At 68.3% G+C, this 24768-nt stretch carries 24 protein-coding genes; 9 read left to right on the top strand and 15 right to left on the bottom strand.

Annotated features, from left to right (window positions below):
- Positions 1–162 precede the first annotated feature (162 nt).
- Both MBTS_RS00550 and MBTS_RS00555 read left to right on the top strand, forming a co-directional pair.
- Complete coding sequence (locus MBTS_RS00550) at positions 163–1107, top strand: DNA-3-methyladenine glycosylase family protein (protein WP_192214880.1); 945 nt, start codon at positions 163–165, stop codon at positions 1105–1107.
- 118 nt (positions 1108–1225) lie between these two features.
- A complete protein-coding gene (locus MBTS_RS00555; protein WP_192214881.1) occupies positions 1226–2167 on the top strand; it encodes a DMT family transporter in 942 nt (313 codons plus the stop codon).
- 27 nt (positions 2168–2194) lie between these two features.
- Here the strand turns inward: MBTS_RS00555 and MBTS_RS00560 are convergent, their stop codons facing one another.
- The 3 genes from MBTS_RS00560 to MBTS_RS00570 form a co-directional block, all read right to left on the bottom strand.
- On the bottom strand, positions 2195–2671 hold the full coding sequence (locus tag MBTS_RS00560) for a VOC family protein (RefSeq protein ID WP_192214882.1): 477 nt from the start codon (positions 2669–2671) through the stop codon (positions 2195–2197).
- A 62-nt stretch (positions 2672–2733) separates the two neighbouring features.
- Positions 2734–3465 (bottom strand): LuxR family transcriptional regulator, encoded by a 732-nt coding sequence (locus tag MBTS_RS00565; RefSeq protein ID WP_056149487.1) that lies wholly within the window; start codon positions 3463–3465, stop codon positions 2734–2736.
- 128 nt (positions 3466–3593) lie between these two features.
- Positions 3594–4037 carry a DUF488 domain-containing protein gene (locus tag MBTS_RS00570; protein ID WP_187273335.1) on the bottom strand — a complete coding sequence of 148 codons (444 nt, stop codon included), beginning with the start codon at positions 4035–4037 and terminating at the stop codon, positions 3594–3596.
- 246 nt (positions 4038–4283) lie between these two features.
- On the opposite strand from MBTS_RS00570, the gene MBTS_RS00575 reads away from it, so the two are divergent.
- Positions 4284–5111 (top strand): glycoside hydrolase family 25 protein, encoded by an 828-nt coding sequence (locus tag MBTS_RS00575; RefSeq protein WP_373321282.1) that lies wholly within the window; start codon positions 4284–4286, stop codon positions 5109–5111.
- Positions 5112–5254: 143 nt separating this feature from the next.
- Here the strand turns inward: MBTS_RS00575 and trhA are convergent, their stop codons facing one another.
- From trhA to MBTS_RS00590, 3 genes are all read right to left on the bottom strand, one after another.
- Positions 5255–5935: a PAQR family membrane homeostasis protein TrhA gene (gene trhA, locus MBTS_RS00580; RefSeq protein ID WP_018043568.1), complete on the bottom strand. Its 681-nt coding sequence runs from the start codon at positions 5933–5935 to the stop codon at positions 5255–5257.
- Between the two features lie 136 nt (positions 5936–6071).
- Complete coding sequence (locus tag MBTS_RS00585) at positions 6072–6260, bottom strand: hypothetical protein (protein ID WP_018043569.1); 189 nt, start codon at positions 6258–6260, stop codon at positions 6072–6074.
- A gap of 337 nt (positions 6261–6597) precedes the next feature.
- Positions 6598–7725, bottom strand: a complete 1128-nt coding sequence (locus tag MBTS_RS00590) for a COX15/CtaA family protein (RefSeq protein WP_147830091.1) — start codon at positions 7723–7725, stop codon at positions 6598–6600.
- Between the two features lie 223 nt (positions 7726–7948).
- Here MBTS_RS00590 and MBTS_RS00595 point away from each other — a divergent pair, with 223 nt between their 5' ends.
- Both MBTS_RS00595 and MBTS_RS00600 read left to right on the top strand, forming a co-directional pair.
- Complete coding sequence (locus tag MBTS_RS00595) at positions 7949–8167, top strand: DUF2842 domain-containing protein (RefSeq protein WP_018043571.1); 219 nt, start codon at positions 7949–7951, stop codon at positions 8165–8167.
- A 117-nt stretch (positions 8168–8284) separates the two neighbouring features.
- The gene (locus MBTS_RS00600; RefSeq protein ID WP_018043572.1) at positions 8285–8701 is read left to right on the top strand and encodes a hypothetical protein; all 417 of its coding nucleotides are present in this window, start codon (positions 8285–8287) and stop codon (positions 8699–8701) included.
- A 31-nt stretch (positions 8702–8732) separates the two neighbouring features.
- On the opposite strand, the gene MBTS_RS00605 is transcribed toward MBTS_RS00600, so the two are convergent.
- Positions 8733–9797, bottom strand: coding sequence for a polysaccharide deacetylase family protein (locus MBTS_RS00605; protein ID WP_147830093.1), 1065 nt, complete (start codon positions 9795–9797; stop codon positions 8733–8735).
- Between the two features lie 187 nt (positions 9798–9984).
- On the opposite strand from MBTS_RS00605, the gene MBTS_RS00610 reads away from it, so the two are divergent.
- Entirely contained in the window at positions 9985–11250 is a 1266-nt protein-coding gene (locus MBTS_RS00610) for a GNAT family N-acetyltransferase (RefSeq protein WP_056149499.1), read from the top strand.
- A 31-nt stretch (positions 11251–11281) separates the two neighbouring features.
- On the opposite strand, the gene MBTS_RS00615 is transcribed toward MBTS_RS00610, so the two are convergent.
- Complete coding sequence (locus tag MBTS_RS00615; protein WP_056149501.1) at positions 11282–13561, bottom strand: GumC family protein; 2280 nt, start codon at positions 13559–13561, stop codon at positions 11282–11284.
- A gap of 182 nt (positions 13562–13743) precedes the next feature.
- On the opposite strand from MBTS_RS00615, the gene MBTS_RS00620 reads away from it, so the two are divergent.
- From MBTS_RS00620 to MBTS_RS00630, 3 genes are all read left to right on the top strand, one after another.
- Complete coding sequence (locus MBTS_RS00620; protein ID WP_018043576.1) at positions 13744–14316, top strand: polysaccharide biosynthesis/export family protein; 573 nt, start codon at positions 13744–13746, stop codon at positions 14314–14316.
- A gap of 431 nt (positions 14317–14747) precedes the next feature.
- Complete coding sequence (locus MBTS_RS00625; RefSeq protein ID WP_056149503.1) at positions 14748–16013, top strand: glycosyltransferase family 4 protein; 1266 nt, start codon at positions 14748–14750, stop codon at positions 16011–16013.
- 110 nt (positions 16014–16123) lie between these two features.
- Positions 16124–17668, top strand: coding sequence for an undecaprenyl-phosphate glucose phosphotransferase (locus tag MBTS_RS00630; protein WP_056149755.1), 1545 nt, complete (start codon positions 16124–16126; stop codon positions 17666–17668).
- A gap of 115 nt (positions 17669–17783) precedes the next feature.
- Here MBTS_RS00630 and MBTS_RS00635 read toward each other — a convergent pair whose 3' ends face one another.
- The 7 genes from MBTS_RS00635 to MBTS_RS00665 all read right to left on the bottom strand — a co-directional run bounded on the left by MBTS_RS00635 (position 17784) and on the right by MBTS_RS00665 (position 24672).
- Positions 17784–18206: a hypothetical protein gene (locus MBTS_RS00635; RefSeq protein ID WP_238253894.1), complete on the bottom strand. Its 423-nt coding sequence runs from the start codon at positions 18204–18206 to the stop codon at positions 17784–17786.
- Positions 18207–18519: 313 nt separating this feature from the next.
- Positions 18520–20970: a TonB-dependent receptor gene (locus MBTS_RS00640; protein ID WP_018043580.1), complete on the bottom strand. Its 2451-nt coding sequence runs from the start codon at positions 20968–20970 to the stop codon at positions 18520–18522.
- 548 nt (positions 20971–21518) lie between these two features.
- Positions 21519–22145 (bottom strand): hypothetical protein, encoded by a 627-nt coding sequence (locus tag MBTS_RS00645; RefSeq protein WP_056149507.1) that lies wholly within the window; start codon positions 22143–22145, stop codon positions 21519–21521.
- Positions 22142–23026, bottom strand: a complete 885-nt coding sequence (locus MBTS_RS00650; protein WP_056149509.1) for an ABC transporter permease — start codon at positions 23024–23026, stop codon at positions 22142–22144. The genes MBTS_RS00645 and MBTS_RS00650 overlap by 4 nt, the downstream gene beginning before the upstream one ends.
- A 202-nt stretch (positions 23027–23228) precedes the next feature.
- Positions 23229–23984 carry an ABC transporter ATP-binding protein gene (locus MBTS_RS00655; RefSeq protein ID WP_018043583.1) on the bottom strand — a complete coding sequence of 252 codons (756 nt, stop codon included), beginning with the start codon at positions 23982–23984 and terminating at the stop codon, positions 23229–23231.
- On the bottom strand, positions 23981–24223 hold the full coding sequence (locus MBTS_RS00660; RefSeq protein ID WP_192214883.1) for a hypothetical protein: 243 nt from the start codon (positions 24221–24223) through the stop codon (positions 23981–23983). The genes MBTS_RS00655 and MBTS_RS00660 overlap by 4 nt, the downstream gene beginning before the upstream one ends.
- A 14-nt stretch (positions 24224–24237) precedes the next feature.
- On the bottom strand, positions 24238–24672 hold the full coding sequence (locus MBTS_RS00665; protein WP_026175893.1) for a cupredoxin domain-containing protein: 435 nt from the start codon (positions 24670–24672) through the stop codon (positions 24238–24240).
- Between the last annotated feature and the right edge of the window lie 96 nt (positions 24673–24768).

The raw sequence follows: 24768 nt of genomic DNA on the forward strand, positions 1-24768 counted from the left end.
CGTCGCCCCGCAACCCGATACGGGCGATGCCGGATTTTCCCGCCTTGCCTCCCGTCTCGCCTCCCGCCTTGCCTCTCGCCCTGCCCCGCACCGTTGCGCCGGCCTGCGCGCGGTTTCGCGATTCCCGCGGTCGTGAGATGGTGGAGGCGGCCGGAGAGCGTCGTGACCCACATCATCCCGCTGCCCTACAGGCCGCCCTACGACTGGCCCGCGATCCTGGCCTATCTCGGCGGCCGGGCCATTCCGGGTGTCGAGGTGGTGACGGCGGATGCCTATGCCCGGACCGTCTACCTCGGCGGTCGCCCCGGCACGATCTCCGTCATGCGGGGCGGGGACGATGCCCTCGTCGCGACGGTGGATCATCCCGATCCGGCGACTCTGCCGGACGTCCTGGCGCGGCTGAGGCCGATGTTCGATTGCGATGCCGACCCGGCCCTCATCGCGGCGGCGCTCTCGCGCCACCCCGACCTCGCACCCCTCGTGGCCGAACGGCCGGGCCTGCGGGTTCCGGGCGCCTGGGACGGGTTCGAGATCGCGGTACGCGCCATTCTCGGACAGCAGGTCTCGGTCAATGCGGCGACCCGTCTCGCCGGCCGTCTGGTTTCCGCCTTCGGTGAAGCGATGGCGCCGGACGACGCCGGAACGGGGCTGACCCACCTGTTCCCGACGCCGGATCGCCTGCTCGATGCGGACGTGGCCGCGACGCTGGGCATGCCCGGCGCACGCGGCAGGGCGATCGGCGCCCTCGCGGCGGAGGCCCATGCGAAGCCCGACCTGTTCGCACGGGGACGCGGGCTCGACCCTGCGGTGGCCGCCCTGAGGGCGATGAGCGGGATCGGCGAATGGACGGCGCAGTACATTGCCCTCAGGGCGTTGCGCGAACCGGATGCGCTGCCGGCGAGCGACCTCGCCCTGCTCCGGTCCCTCGATACCGGGGCGGGGCGTCCGACACCGGCGCAATTGCTCGCCCGGGCCGAAGCCTGGCGGCCCTGGCGGGCCTATGCCGCCGTGCATCTCTGGACGAGCGACGCCGCGCGGATCGCCGCCGCCCTGCCGGTCCCCAAACCCGCCGCCAAGCGCCGCCCTCCCCGGCCCGTCTCAGGGTAGGATCCGCGATGTCAGCCCTGCTTCCGGCGGGCTTGCTCAGCCCGTCATGGGCGGGACAGAAGGGGGCGGCGGTACCGCCAGCGAAGAACCATCTCCGAGCAAAGCCGCCGAAGGGATCATGACCTCTCCGTCCGCCTCCCCCGGCCCGGCCGTCGAGACCCGCGCGGTCGCCGCCTACCCGCTCCTCCTGTTCACGACCCTGCTGTGGGGCGGCAACGTGGTCGCGGGCAAATGGGCCGTGGGCGAGGTCTCGCCCCAGGTGCTCACCTGCCTGCGCTGGGCCTTCGCCTGCCTCGCGCTGGCCTGGCCGGCCTGGCGCGGGATCGTGTCCGAGCGCCACCTGATCGCGCGCCACTGGCGCTACGTCCTGCTGATGGGGGCCTGCGGCTACACCGCCTATGCGAGCCTGTTCTACGCCGCCGGCATCTACACCACCGGCGTGAACGTCGCCCTGTTCCAGGGGGCGATCCCGGTCCTCGTCATCCTGCTGAACTACGTCGTGCATCGCGTCGCCGTCACCGGGGCGCAGATCCTCGGCGTTGTCATCACCCTCGGCGGCGCGGGCGTGGCGGCGACCCACGGCGACTGGCACATCCTGTCGACGCTGTCCTTCAACATCGGCGACATGCTGATGCTCGGCGCCTGCCTGCTCTATGCCGGCTACACCGTCGCCCTCGCCGACCGGCCCAAGATGTCCGGCCTGACCTTCTTCTCGGCGATGGCGCTGGCCGCTCTCGTGACCTCCCTGCCCGCCCTCGTCCTCGAACAGGCCGCCGGAACCCTGATCTGGCCGACACCGAAGGGGTGGGCCATCGTCGCCTTTGTGGCCCTCGGCCCGTCCCTCATCGCCCAGCTCTCGTTCATGCGGGGCGTCGAACTGATCGGCCCGAACCGGGCGGGAGTGTTCGTGAACCTCGTGCCGATCTTCGGCTCGGGCCTCGCCATCCTCGTCGTCGGCGAGCCCTTCCAATGGTACCAAGCCGCGGCCTTGGCCCTCGTGCTCGGCGGCATCGTCATCGCCGAGCGCTTCGGACGCCGCGAACGCCCGGGCGGCAAGTGAGGCGGCGAGCGAGGCGAGACGTCCGGTTCAGCCGGCGGCCGCGCGCTCGAGCGCGGCGATGTCGAACTTGATCATGCCCTGCATGGCGGAGAAGACGCGGCGCGCCACGGCCGGATCGGGATCGGCCAGCAGCCGGGGGAGGATCGTCGGCACGATCTGCCAGGGCACACCCCACCTGTCCCGAAGCCAGCCGCACATGATCTCGGCCCCGCCATCCGCCGTGAGCGCCGTCCATAACCGGTCGACCTCGTCCTGGTCGGCGCAGGCCACGGAGATCGAAGCCGCCGTGCCGTAATCGGCCGTGGTGCCTCCGTTCAGGGCCTGAAAGCTGTGTCCGCCGAGGGTGAAGGTCACCAGCAGCGCATCGCCCGCCTCCCCGCCCAGCCAGGGTCCGGGCGAGCGCTGGACATGGTCGATCCGCGAATCGGGGACGAGGGAGACGTAGAGGCCGACCGCCGCCTCGATGTCCTTACCGAACCACAGGCAGGTGCTGACCTTGGGCATCGTCGACTCCTCTTGCGAGGTTGAGCTCGCGCGAGACTATCGAATGTCCGGCCTCGAGCCCATCAGATGATGAGCCCCCGCCGCAGGGCGATGGCGACGGCCTGGGTCCGGTTGGCGGTGCCGAGCTTGGCGCGGGCGGAGCGCAGATGGAAATCGACGCCATGGGCGGAGATCCCCATGACCTCGCCGATCTCCCAGTCGGTCTTGCCTTCGGCCGCCCATTGCAGGGCCTCGCGCTCGCGCGGGGCGAGGCGCGCGGAGGCCGCCGGGTTCTGGCCGTTCAACAGCAGCAGGTGGCCGAACGCGTAGGTGGCGGCGAGCTGGAGCATGCCGCGATCCGCCGGATCGATGGCGAGACGCTCGCCCGAAACACTGAATCCGGCGGTCTCGCCGTCGAGGGTCATCAACGGAATGGTCAGGCCGTCGCGCAGGCCGAAATCCCTCGCCTCGTCCATCACCCTGCGCGCCAGGGGATCGTCGGCATGCTCATCGGTGGCGTCGCTCCAGGCGAAGGGCGCGGTGGAGTGGCCGAGGCGCTGAACCGTGGGGTCGTGGAAGGCATAGCCGCGCGTCAGGTAGCGCCGGCCCCATTCCATCGGGAAAGTGTTGAGAAGGACGTGGCCGCGCTGCTGTCGGACGGGCGCGCCACGGGCCGGCACGGTGGCCGCCATGATGTGGGCGACGCCGAGATCCGCCAGTTCCGCCATCAGAAGCCGGGCGACGTCCTCGCCGCTCGCGGTACGATCGAGGGAGCGGAGGAAGCCGAGGGTCTGATCGAGGGATTTGCGCGTCACACGCGTACTGCCAGGCGAGTCCGATCACGTTTACATGATCGAAGGGCATGTGAGCGCGCTAACTCTAGATTGTCAACGCCTTCCCTCGGGTAGGATCGATTTTGCACAAACGAGTGTCCGAGGGAGCATCAGCCGAACAGGTCGACGGTCCTGAAACCGGCCGCCTCCAGTCGCTCGGCCAGGACGCGGCGATGGCACCGTTCCGGATCGCGCTCGAAACAGAGGAGACAGGTGGGCGCCCGTGCGGCGAGCTCGCACAGGGCATCGAGGGCGAGGCCGCCATCGGCGGTATCGAGGACCTCCTCGCAGTAGATCCGGCGCATCAGCGCCGCGTCATGAGCCCGGGCGGCTTCCCGCCCGGCCTTGGGCGTGCCGAGTTCGCGCGCATGCGCGTAGGCGAGACCCGCCTCCTCCAGGCTCGTCTTCAGGGCGTTCTTCGAAAAACCTCGCTTGCGCGAATTCGCCACCGCGCGAACGTCGGCCAGGGTCGCGACGCCGGCATCCTTCAGGGTCGCCACGAAACGCTCGGAATCGAGCCCTTCGTAGCCGATGGTGAACAAAACCTTCTGCAGTCTCCCCTCCCCTCGAAACACCAGACCGGCTCGTGACTTAGCCTCGGGCGCCGGCCTGCGGCCTAAGCGCCGGAATGCGCCCTATGTGGCTCGCAGGCAACGACTTCCGGAATTCCGCCGCATTGCCGTCAAAGCTCTGTTAACCGCGCAGGGGCCATCCCTTAGCGATGAGTGTAGCGCGTGAGAACGGTGGGCCGGGCATCGATGTCGCTTAAGAACGGGATCGCCCCGACAATCATGGCCGGGATGCCACGCGGCGTCGCCATGCGCTGGGCCAAACGCTCTCTGACCGCCGCCCTGCTCGCGACTCTCGCGGCCTGCGCCGGAAACCACAGCGACTTCTACCCCACCAAGGGCGACGTGAAGCCCCATCCGGGGGTGGCGCGCGCCAAGCAGCACCCGATCCAGGGCATCGACATCTCGAAATGGCAGGGGCCGATCGATTGGGCCTCGGTGCGCGGTGCCGGCACGCAGTTCGCCTTCATCAAGGCGACGGAGGGCGGCGACCACGTGGACGAGCGGTTCCGCGCCAATTGGGACGGCGCCGCCAAGGCGGGCGTGCCCCGTGGGGCCTACCATTTCGTGTTCTGGTGCCGCTCGGCCCAGGACCAGATGGAGTGGTTCAAGAAGAACGTCCCCAACGATCCGACCGCCCTGCCCCCCGTCCTCGACGTGGAGTGGAACGGCCATTCGCAGCTCTGCCCCAAGAAGCTGCCGAAAGCCCAGGCGCTGGCGATGATGCGCTACATGCTCGACGAGATGGAGCGCTACACCGGCAAGCGTCCGATCATCTATACCGACATCACCTTCCATAAGGACGTGCTCGAGGACGAGCTGCCCGACTACCCGCACTGGGTCCGCTCCACGGCGGCCGAGCCCGAGCAGCGCTACGCCAAGCGCAAGTGGATGCTGTGGCAGTTCACCTCCACGGGCCGGGTTCCGGGCGTGCGCGGCGACGTCGACCGCAACGCGTTCTACGGCTCCACCGCGGAATGGGCCTCGTTCCTGTCGACGGATTGCGACCCCCGCGACCATAGCCGACTCGCCGGACAGGGGCTCTGCAGCGGGAAGTAGGGGAAGAACCGAAACGTCGGGGGACGTGTCACCGAGCGCCGCTAGAGCTGCGCCCGACCACGTTGGGTCGGGGCACATCTCTAGGCCTTTGTTGTGCCGCGCTCTTTTTCGCCGAACCGGCATCCACTTCGGCGGAGAGCGCTCTAGGGAGCGGCGCTCATCACACTGGTGAGGACGGTGCCGTAATGGCAGGCCGTGGCGGCGAGGACGAAGGCGTGCCAGATCGCGTTCTGGTACGGCAGGCTGCGCCAGACGTGGAAGATGACCCCGGCCGAGTAGAGCACGCCGCCGATCGCCAGAAGCCAGAGGGCCTCGGGGTTCAGTGCGCCGATCACCGATTCGTAGGTGGCGACGCCGCTCCATCCTAGGAGCAGGTAGAGCCCGATGGCGGCCCGGTCGAAACGGCCGGGCAGGAGCAGCTTCAGGGCGATGCCGATCGCCGCCAGCACCCAGATGAAGGCCAGAAGCATCCAGGCCGTCGAGCCGCGCCCGACCAGGGCGACCAGAGGCGTGTAGGTGCCGGCGATCATGAGGTAGATTAGGGCGTGGTCGGCCCGGCGCAGGATCCACTTGCGGCGCCCCACGGGCCACATGTTGTAGGTGGCCGAGACACCGAGCATCGACACCAGGGCGGCGGCATAGACCGCGACGGCCGCCCGCTCGGTCCAATCCAGCGGGGCCATCGCCGCCAGGATGACGATGGCGATGGAGCCCGCCACACCGAACGCGATGCCGGCGATATGCACGGCGGCATCCGCCATCAGCTCCCGGCGGGTATAGTTCCAGGTCAGTCCGATGGGTCTACCGTCCTCAGCCAGGAACATCGCTGACTCCGAACTTTCCTAACCCAAGCTTAAGCGCCGAAGGCCCGGACTCGTTCCCTGATCGAACTGCGTAGGCGGCGAGCATCGTGAACCGCCGCCTACCTGATCGCCGCATATTGTCCCGGTGAGAAGATTCCTAGAAGGAGAAGGTCGTGAAGCGGCTTGCGAGGACGACGGCCCAGGCGGCGCCGAGAAGTCCCGTGAGACCGACGACGACCTTCCGGGTCCGCGCATGGCGCGTCCCGTCCGTGTCGGCGCCTTCGCGTGCCGTCTGGTCGCGCTCAACGAGTACCTGCTCTTCCGACACGAGGCGTTGGTCGTGCATGCTGGACGGCCTTTCGGTTGTGGCGTGACACTGCCGGACGCCGCTTTCGCGGCGCCATCGACACATCGGCTAACGGTACAAACCCAAGCTTGGTTTCGCTGCGATGCAACAAAATATGGCTGGGGTGACGCTCGCCGAAGTGGACCGACACGGTGCAAGCATCCGGCCAATCCGGACCTACCATCCGGCATAGCGGTGTTGCGGTCTGTGCGATGCAGCAGCCGGCGCGCCGACGAGATCCGGAAAGCGGGCCGGGACAGACCCCCTCGCGTCCGGGCAAGAGGCCGTCTCCCCGAGCCCCCCTCGGCCTCCGCTACGATGTGTCCCCGGAGAGGGGCTAAGCGCCTCGGCCCGTCATGCCCTCGAAACCGAAGGCGGCGGAACTAGCGACGGGAGACGGCAGGGTCCGTGGGGTCGCTCCCCGGCTGAGCCGGGCATGCACCGTCGCCATCATCAGGACCGCCATGGCGAAGACCTGATGGGCGAGGCCCGCCCAGAGGGGTACCGCCAGCAGAAGGGTCACGATGCCCAACCCCGCCTGCGCCAGGGTCAGGCCGGCGATGCCCATTGCGCGACGGGCCGTGCCGCTGGCGGGAAGCCGCCTGCGCGCGTCGACGGCGTGGAACAGCGCCACGGCCAGAAGGAGATAGGCCATGAGGCGGTGGTTGAACTGCACCAGGGTGACGTTGTCGACGAAGTTCTCGATCCACGGGCTGACCGCGAACAGGTCCGACGCCCCCGGCACGAGGACGCCGTCCATGTCTGGCCAGGTATTGTGCACGAGCCCGGCCTTCGATCCGGCGACGAGGCCGCCGAGACCGATCTGGAGCAGGACGAGGACCGGCAGCAGGGCCGCCATGATCCGCAGGCGACCGGGTGCCGGCTCGGATGGGCCGGACCTCAACCCAGCCGCCAGCCAGACGAGGCCGGCCAGGATCAGGCTCGCCGTGGTCAGGTGGAGGGCGAGCTTGAGGGGCGCCACCGCCGTCATCCCCGGCTGGAGGCCGGAAGCGACCATGATCCAGCCGATGGTGCCCTGAAGACCGCCGAGGACGCCCAGGGCGAGGAGCCCGTATCCCAGGCGCCGGTCGACGAGACCGCGCCACCAGAACACCAGGAGCGGCACGAAGAAAGCGAGCCCGAGGATGCGCCCGAGCAGGCGGTGGCCCCATTCCCAGGCGTAGATGACCTTGAAGTCCGACAACCCCATGCCCTGGTTGAGGATGCGGTATTGCGGCGTGTCCTTGTACTTGTCGAACTCGGCGGCCCAGGCCTGTTCGGAGACCGGGGGGACCACGCCCGTCACCGGCCGCCATTCGGTGATCGACAATCCCGATCCCGTCAGGCGGGTGGCACCGCCGACGGCGACCATGGCCACGACGAGGATCGCCAGCGTGTAGAGCCAGATGCGCACCGGGTTCGTGGAACGGACCGGCGCAGTCGGGGTGGTTTCGCGTGAAGGCATCGCGGTGGGGAGCTCGCGTGGTGTCGGGATCGGCGCGGGTTTCCCGTGCCTTGCGCCCTGCGTTACGCATGCGGGGCCACCGGGGCAACGTCGCCCAGGGCCGCAGAGGGTTTGGATGCGGCGCGAGCGGCAATTGCCTTGCCGGGGCGGTCGGCCTAACCCCGGCGGACCTGACGCTGGGGAGAAGGCCCCTCGCCAAAGGCCCCTATACAGGAGAGCGCCCATGCGCCGCCGCACCCGCACGCTGCTCGGCACGATCGGCATGCTCGCCTTCGTGGCGCTCTACGCGCCCCTCGCCATGGCCTTGGCCGACAGCCGCATCTCCCAGACGCCCCCGGCCGTGCAGGCGATCCTCTACGCCTTCCTCGGCATCGCCTGGATCTTCCCGTTGATGCCGCTGATCCGCTGGATGGAGCGAAAGGACGTCGACGGCGGCAGCTGAGAACCGGGGTTTCCCCCGACGCCGGGATTTCGCCGCACTCGGCCGTCACAGGCTTGGGCACGCTTTGATGTTCCCTCAGACCCAGGCCGAGATCCGCCGCTCCATGATCCGATCCTCATGAACCGATTCCTCGCGTCCTTCCTGCTCGCAGGCTTCGGCTGCGCCGCTCTTCCGGCTCTCGGCACGCCAGCCTCGGCGCAGAATGCGCCCCGCTCGATGGCGGAATGCGAGCGTCTCAAGAACGACCTCGCCTACAACCAGTGCCTCGCGATGTTCGGACCGGCCGCCAAGAATGTCGGCGGCGGGGGCGGGGGCAGCGATGGTGGATCGGCCTCCTCCGTGGCGACGGCGCTCGCCGCCGTGCCGCCGGTCAGCACAGAATCCCTGCCCATGGCCGACGAGCCCGCGCAGGAGGCAAGCAGGGGCCAGCGCGGCAGGCGCGGGCGCTACACCCGCCACGGCCGCCAGAGCGCCAGCTTCACCGTGGGTGGAAGCGAGGGCCGCTCGTCCTACCGCCGCCGCCGGCGACATTGACAGGCCGCGCGCGGGACTGACCCGACCGGGCTCACGCGACATCGAGCCGTCGCCCGCGATTCCAGGCGAGGAACGGAACCCCCGACAGCAGTGCGCAGAGCGCCGCCTTCGATTGATGCAGCCCATTCACCGAGACCCGCGGCAGGGCATGGAGATGGACGGCATGACCGGGGAAGAGATGGCCGGGTCGGGTCGTCACGGCCGTGTCGAACCCGGCCTCGCGGGCGATGTCGAATTCGCGCCCCCCGGCCGAGGTCGGATCGCCGACCGGATAGGACAGGTGCCGCACCGCCCGGCCGATCTCCCGTTCGACCCGCGCCCTGCCCTCCCCGATCTCATGGCGGACCCGCGCCTCCCCGTGTTTCGCCAGCATGGGATGGCCGATCGTATGGGCTCCGATCGACAAGGCGGGATCGGCCGCCAGGCCGCGCAACTCCCCCCAGGACAGGCAGAGTTCCTCCGCCACCCGCCCGATCCCGATGCCGGCCTCGCCGCAGAGGTCGGAGATGGTGGCGAGCAGGCGCTCCTCCGATCCGGCGCGCAGGTATTGGTAGATCACGGCGAAGGCCGCCATCTTCTCCCCAGCCGTGGCGGCGGGCAGATCGAGGGGCGGGGCCTCGTCCCGAACCACCCTCACCCGGTCGAGGCGACCGATCGCGCGTTCGAGTTCGATCCACCACAGGCGGCCCCGCCCCTCGGCGAAGTCGCTCGCGACGAACAGCGTCCAGGGAACGCGATGCCGGCTCAGGATGGGAACGGCGTGGCGGGCGTTGTCCCGGTAGCCATCGTCGAAGGTCAGGACGGCGAAGGGCCTGTCCCCGCCGGGCCGGACGAGCCGCTCGGGCACGGAATCGAGGCCGATCACGTCGAACCCCTCCGCGGCCAACGTGACCAAGACTTCGTCGAGGAAGTCCGGCGTGATCGAGAGAATGCCGTTGGGGGCGTAGGCCCTCACGGGGGCCGGATCGACATGGTGGAAGGTCAGGATCAGGCCGCGCCCCTGCGCGACCCGCCTCAGCCAGCGGTCGGCTCCCGAGGCGGCGATGGCGCGAAAGCCCGCATCGAACAGGCGGTGACGGAACTCGGGCGAGGGCATGGGCGTCACCGGAGAAGAGCGGAACGGGCGGAGATTCGACCACCAACCCGCAAGGTTTCGTTACCCACATCGCGAGATGATGCCTTGCCGTTTTCCATCGTCACCGGCGCTTAAGGAGCCGGAGGTCTAGGTACTGGACGATGCATGCTCGTGCGCCGCACTCGCGGAGCCGTGCCAGGGAGCGGTGATGGCGGTTCTTGTTCACGATCTCACCGGAGCGGGCATGATTCAGGAGCGCGTCCGCGGGCAACTGGTTCCGGAGGTGTTTCGCGACCTGGCCAGCGTCGAGGCCTTGTGGCGGAGCGTCGAGAGCGATCCGGCCGCACTGTCGACCCCCTATCAGCGCTTCGACTGGGTCTCGGCCTTCGTCTCGGCCAAGCTCGGCTGCACGCCGGCGGAGCAGGACGCCTCCCTGCGGGTCATCGTCCTGCGCGATCCCGGCGGACGGCCCCGCGTGATCCTGCCGCTGCAGGTGGCACGCGAGCGCGGCGTCCGCGTGGCGCGGGTGATCGGCTGCAAGCACGCGAACTACCACATGCCGATGTTCGCCTCCCGCGAGGCGGCGGCCATGCGCGCGGAGGATCTCGTCGGCCTGCTGCGCCAGATCGGGCACGAGGCCGGCATCGACGTCTATCTGCTCGGGCATCAGCCGCGCTTCTGGGACGGCGCCGCCAATCCGTTGAGCCTCCACGCCGCGCCGGCCGTGAGCGACGCCTACGGCCTGATCCTCGGCCCCGACCCCGAGACCACCGCCAAGCGCGTCTTCAGTGCCGATGCGCGCAAGAAGATGCGCTCGAAGGAGAGGAAGCTGATCGAGGCCTTCGGCCCCGTGGAGTATCGGGTGGCCGCGAATGCCGAGGAGGTGAGAGCCTACCTCGCCGCCTTCTTCACGCAGAAGGCCTCGCGCTTCGCCGCCATGGGCATCGCCAATCCCTATGCCGACGAGGGGATCCGCCGCTTCATCGCCACGGGCGCCTGCCGGCAGGACGATCCGGACGAGGTCCGGGGCGCCGCGATCGAGGTCTCCGCCCTGGTGGCGTGCAACGATGGGCGGGTCTTCGCGACCTTCGCCGGTGCGGTCAGCGATGCGCGCTACAGCGGCATGATGACCTCCTTCGATCAGGATCCCGTCATCGGGCGGTCGAGCCCCGGCGACATCCTGCTGCAGCACCTCATCCGCGATCAGACCGAGCGCGGCCGCCGCAGCTTCGATCTCGGCGTCGGGGAGGCCCGCTACAAGGCCAACATCTGCGACGAGACGATTCAGCTGGGCGAGGTCACCATCGCCGTCACCCTGCGCGGCCATCTCTTCGCGGTTCCGGCCATGGCCGCTACCCGCCTCAAGCGCCGGATCAAGCGGAGCGAGCGACTGGCGCGCTGGGCGAAGGCGGTTCAGAAGGCGATCCGACGCTCGGCCCGCCATGGCCGGAGCGCCGGCGAGGCGCAAACCTGACGCGACGGCTCGCGCCGGCCGCCGAAAGTCCTCAGGCCGCCGAAAGTCTTGCGCCGGCCCCCGGCTTTCCAGCAGCGGCGTGCTCGTTCGCGGGGTGCTCTCCGGCGACGAGGACGGAGCCGGATCCCTCCCGGTCGGCCAGGCCGTAGAGCGCGACGAGCTCGGGATCCTCGGGCGACGTGTCGGAGGCGATGACGATGGCGTTCATCCGGCCCGCCATGGCCGTCAGCAGGTCGCGAGCCCCCTCGGACTGGGCCTCGCCCAGGCGATAGACGACCCAATCGTAGCTCTGGGCCAGGGCATCGAGGGCGATGGCGAGGGCCTCCGGCTCGTCCGTGAGGATGTCGCAATCGACGAAGCCGCGCGGGATGGCATGGAGCCTGCGCACCGACGGCACCGACCGGATCACGTCGAGGAAGGCCGCCTCGCCCGCCACGAGGTCGGTGAGGCCGGCATCGTCCGAGGGAGAGGCCGGGCCATTGACGTCCACGAGGAGGACGCGCCCGCTCGCGGCCAGTGCCTCCGCCAGGATCCCGGCGAGCTGCCGGTCGGCGTCCGTATCGGTCTCCGCCACGAGGAGGCTTCCGCCGTTGCGGCCCATGCGCTCGCGCAGGCGACGGGTGAGGGCCTGGAGATCGTAGCTGGGAACGGCCGTCCGGCCCGCTTCCCCGGCGGCTTCTTCCGTATCCTCCCGCACCGGAAGCGGCGTGGCTTCCGGGACGGAGGCGGGAGCGGCGGCGGCGAGGGGGACGACGACGCGGGCGATCAACGGCGCCTCGTAGAGGGCGGCGGCGGTGCCGGTGCGCGACAGGGCCGTGGACGCTTCCGGAAAGGCGAAGGGGGCGGGCTCGGGAGCCCGATCGTCCGGCCCGGTCCGGCGGCGGGTCTCGTCGGGATCGCGGAGGAGATGGCGCGCCGCCACCCCGCCGCTGGACAGCAGCATCGCCATCACGAGGGCGAGGGCCACGATGGGCAGCTTCTTCGGGAAGGACGGGATCTGGGGCACCACGGCGCGGGAGACCACGCGGGCATCGGCGGGGGCCGCGCTCTCGGCATCGCGGGCCGAGGCCTCGCGATAGCGCGAGAGGTAGGATTCGAGCTGGTCGCGCTGGGCCTTGGCCTCGCGTTCGAGGGCGCGGAGCTGGACCTCGCTGGAATTGCCCTTCGAGACGACCTCGCGCTGCGCGTCGACGGCGGCGTTCAGGCTCTCGACCCGGGCCTCGGCGATACGGGCGTCGTTCTCCATCGTCCGCACCACCCGGTCGGCGGTGGACTTGATCTGCGCGTCGAGGTCGCCGATCTGCGCGGTCAGTTCCTTGATGCGGGGATGGGCCGGCATCAGCGTCCGCGATTCGAGGGCGAGCTGCCCGCGCAGGGTGATGCGCTGCTCCACCGTGCGGCGGATGACCTCGTTGTTGGCCACATCCGGGATCTCGAAGGCGCGGCCGTCCTTGATCATCTCGCGGATGAGCTTGGCCCGGCTCGTGAGATCGGCCTTGACCGTGCGGGCCTGGGACAGCTGGGTCGACAATTCGCTGAGCTGCTGGGTGCCCAGAGGTTGGCTTGTGGCGCCGCCGCCCCCGCTGATCAGGCCGTTGCGCGCGCGGAAGGCCTCGACCTTCGCCTCGGCCTCGGACACGCGGGTGCGCAGGGTGTCGATGTTGCCGCCGAGCCAGGTCGAGGCGTAGCGGGCGGTGTCCACCTTCGCCGATTCCAGGGAGGCGATGTAGAGTTCCGCGATGGTGTTGGCGGCCTTGGCCGCGAGGTCCGGATCGCGCGAGCGGAACTCGACCGTCAGGATGCGGGACTTGCCGGCCGGGTAGACCAGGAGGCGGTCGAAATAGGTCTCCAGCACCCGGTCCTCGGGCGCCCGCTCCATCGGGTTCCTGCCGAGCCCGATCATCATCAGGACGCGCTGGACCGGACCGATGCCGTCGACCTCGGGATCGAATTCGGCATTGCCCACGAGCTTCAGGCGGCGGATCGCCTCCCGGGCGATGTCCCGGGACATCACCACCTGGACCTGGCTCGCCACCGCCTGTTCGTCGATGGCCAGGGGCTGTTCGCCGCGTTCCTGGGCGGTCCGCGCGAAGCTCGCGTCGCGGCTCTCCAGCAGGATCTTGGCCTCGCCGGTATAGCGGGGCGGAACCACCTGCACGAAGACGATGGCCCCGATCCCCGCCGCCAGGGTGGGAAGGACGATCCAGCGCCAGGACCGCGCCAGCACCCCGAACAGCTGGGACAGGCCGAGCCCCTCGTCCCGCTGTGGGATCGGTTCGATCGAGGAAACGGTCTGCTGCGAGCGGGGCATGAGACGATCTTTACGCAAGGCAGGACGGCGTATCGGACGCCTCACGGAAGAGTAGAACTCGTTAAGATTGATCGTCGGTTAAGATCGACTGCAACGCAGCGCATTCCGGGCGGCGCATCAGCTTTTGTTAACCATATGAACCTACCAATAGAGGCAGAAACTTGCTCTTAGCGGCTTGGATGATGAACCGGCGCTCCCTTCTCCTCGCTCTCTCCTCCACTCTGGCACTGGGCGGATGCCTGCGTCCCGACTTCCGGACCGCGCAGCTCGACGCCACCGCCACCGGATCGATCGGCGGACGCTATACGCTCGCCACCGGCGACCGGCTGCGCGTCATCGTTTTCGGCCAGGACAATCTCTCCAACATCTACGCCATCGACGGGACGGGCGGCATCGCCATGCCGCTCATCGGGCTCGTGAAGGTGGGAGGGCAATCGACGGCCCAGGCCGCCCGGACCATCGAGGCCAAGCTGGCGGCGGGCTTCGTGCGCGAGCCGCATGTGACGGTGGAGGTGGATGCCTATCGGCCGTTCTACATCCTCGGCGAGGTCACCACCTCGGGGCAGTACCCTTACGTGAACGGCATGGCCGTGGAGACGGCGGTGGCGATCGCGGCGGGCTTCGGGCCGCGGGCGGCCCGCGACTATGCCGTCCTCACCCGCGAGGGACCGAACGGCCTCGTCTCGGGCATCGTCCCGATGACCTACCTGGTGAGGCCCGGCGACACGATCGTCATCAAGGAACGCTTCTTCTGAGGACGTCTCGTCTTCGATGCGTCGTCGATCGACGAAGGCCCGGATCCATAGGATCCGGGCCTTCGTCGTGTCTCGCCCGGTCGGACGATGTCGAGATAACTCAGGCTCGCGGCACTGGCGGCATTGCTGATGACGACCACCGTGTCGAACATCCGGCCCCGCCCAGCAGGGCGTCCGTTCCCTTGCCGCTGGCGGGGGCCGGTCATTCGGGGAGCAGCCTGCCACCGGCGGATTTCCCCGCAAGGCGGAAAGCCAGGATTCACCCTTGCGCGGAAATCCGCATCGTCGAGATTCCGTCAGGGGCCGCCTGACCGAACGAGAGGTTTTCGATCTCCCGACCACTTGAACCGATCCTGCGGCGTACGGTCCTCGACGGTGGTAGCATCTCTGGAAACCAGTCTTCGCTAAGGTCATACCGTCGCCCGGTTCGAATGGTCGTCGCGTGGAGCTTGTCCGTCGTGAGTGCGTCCGCCTCCATCCCGTCCATTCGCCCCTCCCCAGGCGAGGGCGGGAGCGTCTACCGCATCCTTCACGTCTTCCGCGCGCCGGTGGGAGGGCTGTTCCGCCACGTCTGCGACCTCGTCAGGATCCAGGCCGCCGCCGGCCACGAGATCGGCCTCGTCTGCGATGCCTCCACGGGCGGGGAGAACGCGGCGCGGGCGCTCGACGAACTCCTGCCCCATCTCGCACTCGGCATCGTCCGGCTCCCCATGCGGCGCAACCCGCACGGATCGGACCTCGCCGCGGTACGCGCGGTCGCCGCACGGGCGCGGGAGGTCCGCGCCACGATCCTGCACGGCCACGGCGCCAAGGGGGGGGCCTATGCCCGCATCGCCCGCCTGCCCCCGGGTTCGCCCTCGCCGATCCGGGCCTACACGCCGCATGGCGGCAGCTACAATTACAAGCCCGGTTCCCTGCGCCACCGGCTCTACATGGGGGTCGAGCGCCTGCTCGCGGCGCGCACCGACGTGTTCCTGTTCGAGAGCGAATACGTGGCCGGGCGGCACCGGCGCTTCGTGGGGGGCACGCCCCGCACCCTACGGATCGTCCATAACGGCATCGACGAGGCGGAGTTCGCGCCGGTGCCGCACCGGGCGGACGCCTACGACCTGGTCTATGTGGGCGAGTTGCGCGAGGCGAAGGGGATCGCGGTCCTGCTCGACGCCCTGGCTGCGCTACGGGCCGAGGGGCGCCCCTGCCGCCTCCTCATGGTGGGATCGGGCCCGGACGCCGACCTCTTGGCCGAGCGGGCGCGGCGGCTCGGCCTGTCCGCTTCCGTGGCCTTCGAGCCGCCCCAGCCGATCCGTACCGCATTGGCGAAGGGACGGATCATGGTGGTTCCGTCGCTCGCCGAGTCCCTGCCCTACGTGGTGCTGGAAGCCGCAGCGGCATGCCAGCCCCTCGTCTCGACCAATGTGGGCGGCATCCCGGAGATCTTCGGGGCGGCGGCGGACGATCTCGTGGCACCCAAGGACCCCGTCGCCCTCAAGGATGCCATCCTCCGCCTGCTCGACGAAGACCCCGCCCGGGGTCTCGCGCGAGCCCAGGCACTCAGCGAATCCGTGCGGACACGGTTCTCGATGAAACGGATGGGGGCGGATGTGCTATCCGGCTACGCCGCCGCCCTGCGGCTTCGAGGAACGTTTACCCTAGCAACGGCGCTGCCGCCGATGAAGGAACTGCCGAAGTCGCGCTAACTTGCTCTTTGCCATGCTTCCGGCGGCCGGGCCTTCGTTAAATGTTCCGTGATGCCGGCTTGGCATCGTCCCCCCATCTCACCGACGAAAAGTTCGAACGAAAGCAGACGATGAGCGCCTTCGACGTTCGCGACCTTCTGAAGGCGGCGGGGAATCCCAGCCAGCCGAATGCGGTCGATACGGCTCATGACGGCTCCGCCGAATCCGCGATTCCTCCCGCCGAAATCGGGGCGCCCCGCGACCATGGCGGGGTCCTGTCTCCCGTCGTGCTGTCGGGCAGCGTGCGGCTGGCGGACATGGCGCTCATCGCCATCCTCGGCTTCGCCACCCACTTCGTGCAACTCCGCGGCGTCGTCGCACTGGGATGGAGCTATCCTGCGGCGATCCTGTCCGTGGCCGGGCTCGCGGTGGCGTTGTTCCAGATCTTCGGCAGTTACCGGATCGCCGCCTTTCGGACCTTCTTCAAACCCGCCCTGCGCCTCACCGCCGCCTGGTCGCTGACGTTCCTCGTCGTTGCCACGGTCATGGTCTTCGCCAAGGTCGCCGACCATTATTCCCGCATCTGGCTCGCGCTGTTCTACGCCCTGGGGCTGGCCCTGCTCCTCGCCGAACGCCTCGTCCTGCTCCGTTTCGTCACCGCCCGCATGCTGCGCGGACAGTTCGACCGCCGCACGGCCATCGTCGGGGGCGGGCCATTGGCGGAAGAGCTCATCCGCGCACTGGAAGCGGAATCCGATGCGGGCATCCGCATCGTCGGCGTGTTCGACGATCGCGGGGACAACCGGTCCTCCTCGGTGATCGCCGGCTACCCGAAGCTCGGCACGGTGAGCGATCTCGTCGATTACGCGCGCTCCACGCGCCTCGACCTCGTGGTCTTCACGCTGCCGATCGCGGCCGAGGATCGCCTGCTCCAAATGTTGGCCAAGCTCTGGGTGCTGCCCATCGACATCCGCCTCTCCGCCAAGGCGACGAAGCTCAAGCTGCGCCCGAGGGCCTATTCCTATCTCGGCTCAGTCCCCGTCCTCGACGTGTTCGACAAGCCGATGGCCGATTGGGACATCGTCACCAAGGCCATCTTCGATCGCGTCGTCGGCATGGCCATGCTGATCGTGCTGGCGCCGGTCATGCTCGGCCTGGCCATCGCGGTTCGCCTCACCTCGCCCGGTCCGATCCTGTTCCGGCAGAAGCGCCTCGGCTTCAACAACGAGACGATCGAGGTCTACAAGTTCCGGTCGATGTATGCCGACCAGTCCGATTTCACAGCCGCGAAGCAGGTCACCCGCGGCGACCCGCGCGTCACGCCCCTCGGCCGGTTCATCCGCAGGACGTCGCTGGACGAGCTTCCACAGCTGTTCAACGTCCTGAAGGGGGAATTGTCCCTGGTCGGGCCGCGGCCCCACGCGGTCCAGGCCAAGACCAGCACGACCCTCTACGATCAGGTGGTCGACGGATATTTCGCCCGCCACAAGGTCAAGCCCGGCATCACCGGCTGGGCCCAGATCAATGGCTGGCGCGGCGAGACCGATACCGACGAGAAGATCCAGCGCCGCGTCGAACACGACCTCTACTACATCGAGAACTGGTCGATCCTGTTCGACGTGCAGATCATGCTGGCGACTCCGCTCTCACTCGTCACCACCAAGAACGCCTACTGATCCGATATCCTCCCGGGATGCATGCACCCGGCGACGCAAAAAGGCCGCCCCTCGCATCGCGAAGGGCGGCCTTTGCCGTTCTTGCGCCGGAGGCCGGCGCGACAGGTGTGCTGCGTTACGGCAGGGAACCGGCAGCCTTCTTGGCCTCGGTCATCGTGTTCTCGCAGCCCTTGGCATCTCCGGCCGCTTCCTGCTTGCGCGCCTGTTCGATCAGGTGACGGGCGTGGTCGACACTCTTGGCATTCGGGGTGGTCGAGGGATCGGTGGGCTTGCCGCCGGGAGGGGCGTCGAGGCCCATCGACGGATTGGACGCGACCTTGCCGTCGGCCGAAGCGGTGCCGGTGACCGACACGGCGCCGGAACTGTTGAGGCGCCGCTCGATCGTGGCGATCTGGTCGGAACACGCAGAGGCGAAAGCCGGACCGGCAATGGCGGTGAAGACGAGGGCGGGCACGAGGACGCGGATCAGCGGCGAGGCCGTGGTCGGCGAATGCGCCTTGTCCGAGGACGTCCTGGTCTCGCGAAGGGCCTTGGTCATGCGATGCTTTCCGATGATGTCGAACATGGCACGCCAACGCTCGACCCACCCGGCATGTTGCTGCGACATCGTCGAACCTGTGGCGGATCATCCCCTGACGGGGCACTCCGCCGCACATGGCGACCGAATATGGCGACCGACAGAAAAGGCCACCGCCCCGTCTCCGGAGCGGTGGCCCATCGTAGGGGCTCTACCACGTCTCGGTGACCCATAAGTCAGGGTCAGGGAGGTCCGGCGGACGAATGCCGCCGCGCAGTCAGCGCGGGCAGACCTCGATGAGCCGGGCTCAGCGAGGTCTGGTATCGAGGGGCGGCTACCAGAAGATGCGCATTCCGCCATAAGCCGCGATCGGCGCGCCGGGGGCCAGGCTCCGGTTGGAGCTGGCATTGGGCAGGGCCAGGATCGGAACCTCGCCGACCGGCGAGAAGGTGCCGAAGGTCGCGTATTTCGCGTTCAGCGCGTTCTCCACGTAGCCGTAGAGCTCGATGTTCTCGTTCACCCGGTAGCTCGTGTTGAACCCGATGACCGCGTAGTTGCCGGTGGTCTTGTTGAGGTTCGATTCGTCGCCCACGAGGAACTTGCCGGTGGCGACACGGCCGAGGACGCCGACCCGCCATTCCGGCGTGACGTTGTACTGCACGCCGACCTTGACCTGATGCGGCGCGACGCCGGGGAGCTTGTCGCCGCGTCGCACGAAGATCTGGTTGGCTTCCGAGTTGTCCGGCTGGGCCGGGTTCGGCGTGGCGAACGGGTTGCCGCCGGAGGCTAGGGTCAGCGGCGACTGGAAGGTCGCGTCGACGAAGGCGTAGTCGATGAAGGCGTTCCAGACCGGGGTGGTGATGGCGAGGCTCGCCTCGACGCCCTGGCGGCGGGTGGAGCCGACGTTCTGGAAGTAGGCGCGGCCGATGGTGATGTCGGAGGGCACGAAGGTGATGTCATCCTCGTTGCGGGCCCGGAACACGCCGGCCTTCCAGCTGAGCACCCCGAGCTCGATCGGCGAGGGCAGCTTGCCGCGGAAACCCGCTTCCACCGTGCGGGAGATGACCTGCTTCAGCGGCGGATCGCCGACGAAGAAGTTGGTGAGCGAGCACGGGGCGAGCGGATCGGCGCAGGAGAGTTCGGCCGGGGTGGGCGCACGGTTCGCCTCGACATAGCCGCCATAGACGGTGAGGAGATCGGGCACGAGCTTGTAGGTCGCGCCGACGCCCGGGTTGAAACGCTGGAAGTAGTGGTTGCCGTTCAAGGCCGTGCCGAGCTGATCCTCCAGCACGATCTTGGCCATGTTGAACCGGCCCTGCAGCGTCAGGGTCAGGCGATCGGTCAGGTCGGTGTTGTTCTGCAGGTAGATGCCGCCGTAATCGTTGCTCGACTTCACGCTCACCGGCGTGATCGAGTTGTCGTCGCTACGCACGACGATGCCGGGGCCGAAGAAGCCGCGGTCGAAGGTCAGGCCGCCCACGGCGTTGTCGGCGGTGAAGGCCGTGCGGCCGCCATCGTAGGAGCCGCCGAGGACGAAGCGGTTCGGCAGCCCGAACAGCGTCTCGCGCACGTTGGTCTGGACCGAGACGCCGAAATTCTCGGTGTTGGTCCGGGTCGAGTTGAGGAAGGCGTAGGGGCCGCCCTCGTCGAACCGCTCCGCGAAGGCCGGAAGCCGGGCGAAGTTGGCCGTCCTGACGCTGCTCGCCTGGACGCGACGGTTCAGCCGGTCGCGCAGGAAGAACTGCTCTTCGTTGGCGCCTTCCGAGCAGAGGAACCGCTCGTTCGCCTCGCAGCGCTCCACCTCGGCGGCGTCGCCATTGGCGGTGTTCTGCTCGAACCGGCCGTAATAGGCGTTGCCCTGGATCGTCACGGTGGGGGTGATGTCGTAGGTGCCGGAGAGCCCGATGCGTCCGAACGCATTCAGCGTCTTGTCGGGATAGGTGAAGACCTCGTTGCGCTTGAAGTCCAGCAGATCGACGGGCAGGGTTCCGTTGCCGGTCAGGCTGTTGATCGCGCCCATGAAGTTGAGGTGGAACTCACCCTTCTCCGCCTGCACGCCGAGATCGCCGTAGAACTGGCGCAGGCGCGAGGGCGAGTGCTGGCGCCATCCGTTCTCGGAGAGGGCCGTGCCGGCGACGTAGAGGCCGACATTGTCCGAGCGCTGCCCGTGCTGGAACGAACCGCCGAAGCGCCCGAACGAACCGCCCGAGAGGTTCAGCTCGGTGCCCTGATAGGTGAAGCCGTTCTTGAGCTGAACGCTGAGCGCGCCGCCGAGGGCGTTGAGGCCGTAGGCCGGGTTCGAGCCTTCGAGCTCGATGCGGTCGACGGCGATGTCGGGGATGAGATCCCACTGCACCGTGTCGCCGAAGGAGGTGTTGAAGCGGTTGCCGTTGACGTAGACGGCAACACCCTGGGGGCTTCCGCCCAGCGGCGAGGCTTCGAAGCCGCGATAGGTGATGGTCGGCTGGAAGGGGTTGCCCTGCGCGTTGTTGATGCTGATCGAGCCGATCCGCTCGTCGAGGGCGCGCAGCACGCTCGGGGTGCCGACCCGGTTCACGTCCGCCGAGGTCAGGACGCTGGTGTTCTGGGGAAGCTTGTCACGGTCCTGGCCGAGCAGGACGCCCTGGGCGTTGCGCAGGGTGGGCGTCGGCGTGGTGGCGACCACGTCCAGTTCCTGCAGCGTCACGGCCTGCTGGCCGCCGACGACCGTCGTCTGCGCATAGGCGACGCCCGGCAGCAGCGCTACCGAAACGAGGAGGCTGCTCCGCAGCGTCCGCTTCTTCATGTCCCGAGACCCTTCGATTCAAAATGGCGTGGCCGGTTTGTCCCGGCTCGTTACCGAATGTTGCGGGGCGTATCGGGCTTCGACAATGCGGTCGCGGGGGGATTCGACGATTCTAATAAGGACACACAGAGATGGCGTCCGCGCGTGATCTGCGGGCAACACGATTTGCCAGAGAATACAAAGACTTCAGGATCAATAGGAACGACAAGCGGGACGATTAGGCAACAAGTGCTGCCGGAATGTTTTCCGTGTCTTGGGGATGGGATGAGCCTCTTCGTACGTGGCGGACCGTCACGAAGGTCGAGCGAATCGACGGCGTCCAATCCTTCCGCGGCCGAGGCGAGTATCCACGGCGAGCAATACCAGACCTCGATGAGCCCGACTCATCGAGGTATGCCCGCGCGACTGCGCGGCGGCATTCGTCCGCCGGACCTCAGTGACCCTGACCTATGGGTCAGGGGCACTGATACAGGATACAAAAGGCCCGCCGGAGGGTCCGGCGGGCCTGAGGACACTTGGCTTGGCGAAAGCCCGATGGTGACGTCGGGTCAGAGGCGCGCCTGGATCTTGCGGGCGACCTCGCCGAGACGCTGCTCCAACAGGGTCGGCACTTCGCAGACATAGGTCAGGGACTGGCTGCGTTCCTGGAAGATGCGCCGGTCCCAGGCGAATTTCGTCTCCAGTTCCGAGGCTTCCTTGGGCATCTCGCGGGCGTCGTTGGCGCTGGGGCCGTCCTTCACCGAACTGATCTGGTCGGCCTCCTGGCGGATGCGCTCGGCCATCCGCCGCTGCCCCTGCGCGTAGCGCGTGATCCCCCCGATCACCCGGTTGCGCTCGTTGTTCACCACCTCGAACACGCCGGCGAAGACGCGGGTGAGGCGCTTGGCCTTGTCGTCGCCGGCCTTGGCGACGAACTCGTCGAGGAGTGGATCGACCTCGCCGAGTTCGGTGCGGCGCGACGCGATCTTCTGGGCGAGCGAGGCCGCCTCGTAATCGTCGCCCCAAGGGCCGGCGGCCTCCAGATCCGGCCCCGTCCAGACGGTGCCGGGGCTCAGGGTCGAGACCTTGCGCTGGACGCAGGGCCAGTCCGGGTCCGCTTTGGGCTGGGCGAGGGCCGGCCCACAGAGGAGACCGCCGGCCGCCAGGGCCAGTACGAATGTCCGCGAAAGAATCATGAATTGTCTCCGGCCGGTCCGCCGCGCCGGGCCATGATGCCGCGACCGGGATCGTAGGCGATGACGGCGAGGGTGAAGAAGGCGATGGTGGTGCCCACGACGACGGCGCAGGCGATCGGTTCGAACTGCCCGTAGAGGGCGAAGCGCACGAGCTGGACGGCATGGCTGAACGGGTTGGCCATGCAGATCAGGTAGAGCGTCTCGCTCGACTCGCGGATGCGCCAGAGCGGGTAGAGGGCCGATGAAGCAAAGAACATCGGGAAGATCACGAAGTTCATCACGCTGGCGAAATTCTCGAGCTGCTTGACCATCGAGGACAGGAGCAGGCCGATGGCGCCGAGCATCAGCCCCGCGGCGATGAAGGCCGGGAGCGCCGCCACGTAGCCGATGGCCGGGATGTCGAGTTCCCAGAACCAGGCGATGGCGAGGAAGGCATAGGCCTGGACCACCGAGACGGTGACGCCGGCGATCAGCTTGGCCAGCAGCAGCAGCCAGCGCGGATAGGGGCTCGTGAGCAGCACCTTCATCGAGCCGACCTCGCGGTCGTAGACCATCGAGAGCGAGGATTGCATGCCGTTGAAGAGCTGGATCATCACGGCCAGCCCCGGCACCACGTAGACCTCGTAGAGGACATAGGTCTGGTAGGGCGGCTCGATCGAGACCCCGAGCGTGTTGCGGAAGCCCGCCGCGAAGATGAACAGCCAGACCAGTGGCCGCACGAGCGCGGAGAAGAACCGCTCCTTCTGGTTGAAGAACCGCAGCAACTCGCGACGGACGATGCCGCCGAGGCAGATCAGGTAGCCGAGCGCGTCGAGGCGGCCGAGATGGGGCACGGGTTTTTCTGTCGGGCCGGCAACCGTCGAGGCGATGGTCTTTGTCATGAGAAGGAACCCATCGATAGCCGGGGTACAGGCCTATCGGCACGTCCCATCCCCACCCTCATCCTGAGGTGCCGGAGCGCAGCGAAGGCCTCGAAGGAGGCTTCCAGTTCGCTCCATGATCCCTGGAACCCTCCTTCGAGGCTGCTGCGCAGCACCTCAGGATGAGGTCGTGAGTGGGATCGGAGGCCTTTGGGCATTGCACTCATGCGGCCTGCCTCGGCGGTTCGGCGACGAGGCGCCGGAAGGCGGCTTCCAGGGTCTCGTCGCCTTGCGCGATGGAGTCCGCAGTTCCACGCGCGACGATGCGGCCCTTGTGAAGGACGACCGCGTCGTCGGCCCCGTCGATCTCCTCGAAGATGTGGGTCGCCCAGAGGACCGACAGCCCCTCCTCCCGCACCAGGGCGCGGACGATGGCGACGATATCGGCACGGGATTCGAGATCGAGCCCCACGGTGGGCTCGTCGAGGAGCAGGAGTTTCGGCTCATGCACCAGGGAGCGGGCGATTTCGATGCGCCGCGACTGGCCGCCGGAGAGGGTGCGCACCTTGTCGTCGCGCCGGTCGCTCAGGCCCACGCGGGCGAGCAGCGCCGCGATGCGGGCCTTCGCGGCCCGGCGCGCGATGCCGTGCAGGCTGGCATGGTAGAGGAGATTCTGCTCGACGGTGAGGTCGGTGTCGAGGGTGCGGGCCTGGAAGACGACGCCGAGGCGGGCGAGCGCTCGGGACGGCTCGCGGTCGAGGCCGTGACCGAAGATCGAGACCCGCCCGTCCTGGCTGGCGTAGAGCCGGGTGATCACCGAGAACAAGGTGGTCTTGCCGGCGCCGTTGGGGCCGAGCAGGGCCATGAACCTGCCCCGCTCCACCCGGATCGAGACGTCGGACAGGGCCGCGCGCGCGCCGAAGCGATGGCTCACGCCGGCCACGTCGAGGGCCGCACTCTCCCCTGCCCCGTCGCTCACGGCTTCATCGCCCGCTTGGCGTCACCGACCGCGTCGAGGCATTCGTCGAACTCGCCCTCGCCCTGCTCGCGCTCGGCCACGCGCAGGGCCTTCTTGAGCTTCGGCGCGGCGGTCTCGGACGGCCCCTTGGCGAGGGCGTCCTTGATCGTGGCGATGCCCTCGGCACAGGCGGCCTTGTCGTCGGCGAGCACCGGGCCGGCGATGAGGAGGAAGGCGAATGTGGGGATGAGGAGACGCATGCGGAGGCCCTGCCTTACTTGACGATGAATTTGCCGGTCATGCCCTTGGATTCGAGTCCATGGATCGACCAGGGGTATTCGCCGGGCTTGATCGTGACGAACTCGATGGCGATCTCGCCCGGATCGTCGAATTCGAGGTGGTCCGGCGGGCCGCTGCCGTGGATCTCGAGATGCTGGATCACGATCTGGTTGAACCAGATGTTGCGGAAGAACTCGGTGGCGTAGAACTTATATTCCTGCCGACCCTTGGCGACGATGCGCAGGCGATAGGCCTTGCCGGATTCGAGCTCGATCTCCCGGTTCTCGACCACGAAATCGTTGCCCTCCTCGTTGCCGAGGACCAGATCCGGCAGGTTGGAGCGCTTCTTGGTGAGATCGAGGGCCGAGGCTGGCCCCGTGGCGAGCAGGGCCGCCAGGGCGAGGGTGATCGTCCGCATCGTCCTCGTCATGTGATCGTCCTCCCGTTGGCCGCCTTGAGGCGGTCCGTCCTTCGGCATATCCGCACGTCCCTCCTCCCCCTTGTGGGGAGGAGTTGGAGGTGGGGG

This window comes from Methylobacterium bullatum (assembly GCF_014845095.1).
Lineage (GTDB): Bacteria > Pseudomonadota > Alphaproteobacteria > Rhizobiales > Beijerinckiaceae > Methylobacterium > Methylobacterium bullatum.

Coding starts and splice junctions, on each gene's coding strand:
- MBTS_RS00555 (WP_192214881.1), top strand. CDS start 1,226: ATGACCTCTCCGTCCGCCTCCCCCGGCCCGGCCGTCGAGACCCGCGCG.
- MBTS_RS00560 (WP_192214882.1), bottom strand. CDS start 2,671: ATGCCCAAGGTCAGCACCTGCCTGTGGTTCGGTAAGGACATCGAGGCG.
- MBTS_RS00575 (WP_373321282.1), top strand. CDS start 4,284: ATGCCACGCGGCGTCGCCATGCGCTGGGCCAAACGCTCTCTGACCGCC.
- trhA (WP_018043568.1), bottom strand. CDS start 5,935: ATGTTCCTGGCTGAGGACGGTAGACCCATCGGACTGACCTGGAACTAT.
- MBTS_RS00585 (WP_018043569.1), bottom strand. CDS start 6,260: ATGCACGACCAACGCCTCGTGTCGGAAGAGCAGGTACTCGTTGAGCGC.
- MBTS_RS00590 (WP_147830091.1), bottom strand. CDS start 7,725: ATGCCTTCACGCGAAACCACCCCGACTGCGCCGGTCCGTTCCACGAAC.
- MBTS_RS00595 (WP_018043571.1), top strand. CDS start 7,949: ATGCGCCGCCGCACCCGCACGCTGCTCGGCACGATCGGCATGCTCGCC.
- MBTS_RS00600 (WP_018043572.1), top strand. CDS start 8,285: ATGAACCGATTCCTCGCGTCCTTCCTGCTCGCAGGCTTCGGCTGCGCC.
- MBTS_RS00605 (WP_147830093.1), bottom strand. CDS start 9,797: ATGCCCTCGCCCGAGTTCCGTCACCGCCTGTTCGATGCGGGCTTTCGC.
- MBTS_RS00610 (WP_056149499.1), top strand. CDS start 9,985: ATGGCGGTTCTTGTTCACGATCTCACCGGAGCGGGCATGATTCAGGAG.
- MBTS_RS00615 (WP_056149501.1), bottom strand. CDS start 13,561: ATGCCCCGCTCGCAGCAGACCGTTTCCTCGATCGAACCGATCCCACAG.
- MBTS_RS00620 (WP_018043576.1), top strand. CDS start 13,744: ATGAACCGGCGCTCCCTTCTCCTCGCTCTCTCCTCCACTCTGGCACTG.
- MBTS_RS00625 (WP_056149503.1), top strand. CDS start 14,748: ATGGTCGTCGCGTGGAGCTTGTCCGTCGTGAGTGCGTCCGCCTCCATC.
- MBTS_RS00630 (WP_056149755.1), top strand. CDS start 16,124: ATGAGCGCCTTCGACGTTCGCGACCTTCTGAAGGCGGCGGGGAATCCC.
- MBTS_RS00635 (WP_238253894.1), bottom strand. CDS start 18,206: ATGACCAAGGCCCTTCGCGAGACCAGGACGTCCTCGGACAAGGCGCAT.
- MBTS_RS00640 (WP_018043580.1), bottom strand. CDS start 20,970: ATGAAGAAGCGGACGCTGCGGAGCAGCCTCCTCGTTTCGGTAGCGCTG.
- MBTS_RS00645 (WP_056149507.1), bottom strand. CDS start 22,145: ATGATTCTTTCGCGGACATTCGTACTGGCCCTGGCGGCCGGCGGTCTC.
- MBTS_RS00650 (WP_056149509.1), bottom strand. CDS start 23,026: ATGACAAAGACCATCGCCTCGACGGTTGCCGGCCCGACAGAAAAACCC.
- MBTS_RS00660 (WP_192214883.1), bottom strand. CDS start 24,223: ATGCGTCTCCTCATCCCCACATTCGCCTTCCTCCTCATCGCCGGCCCG.
- MBTS_RS00665 (WP_026175893.1), bottom strand. CDS start 24,672: ATGACGAGGACGATGCGGACGATCACCCTCGCCCTGGCGGCCCTGCTC.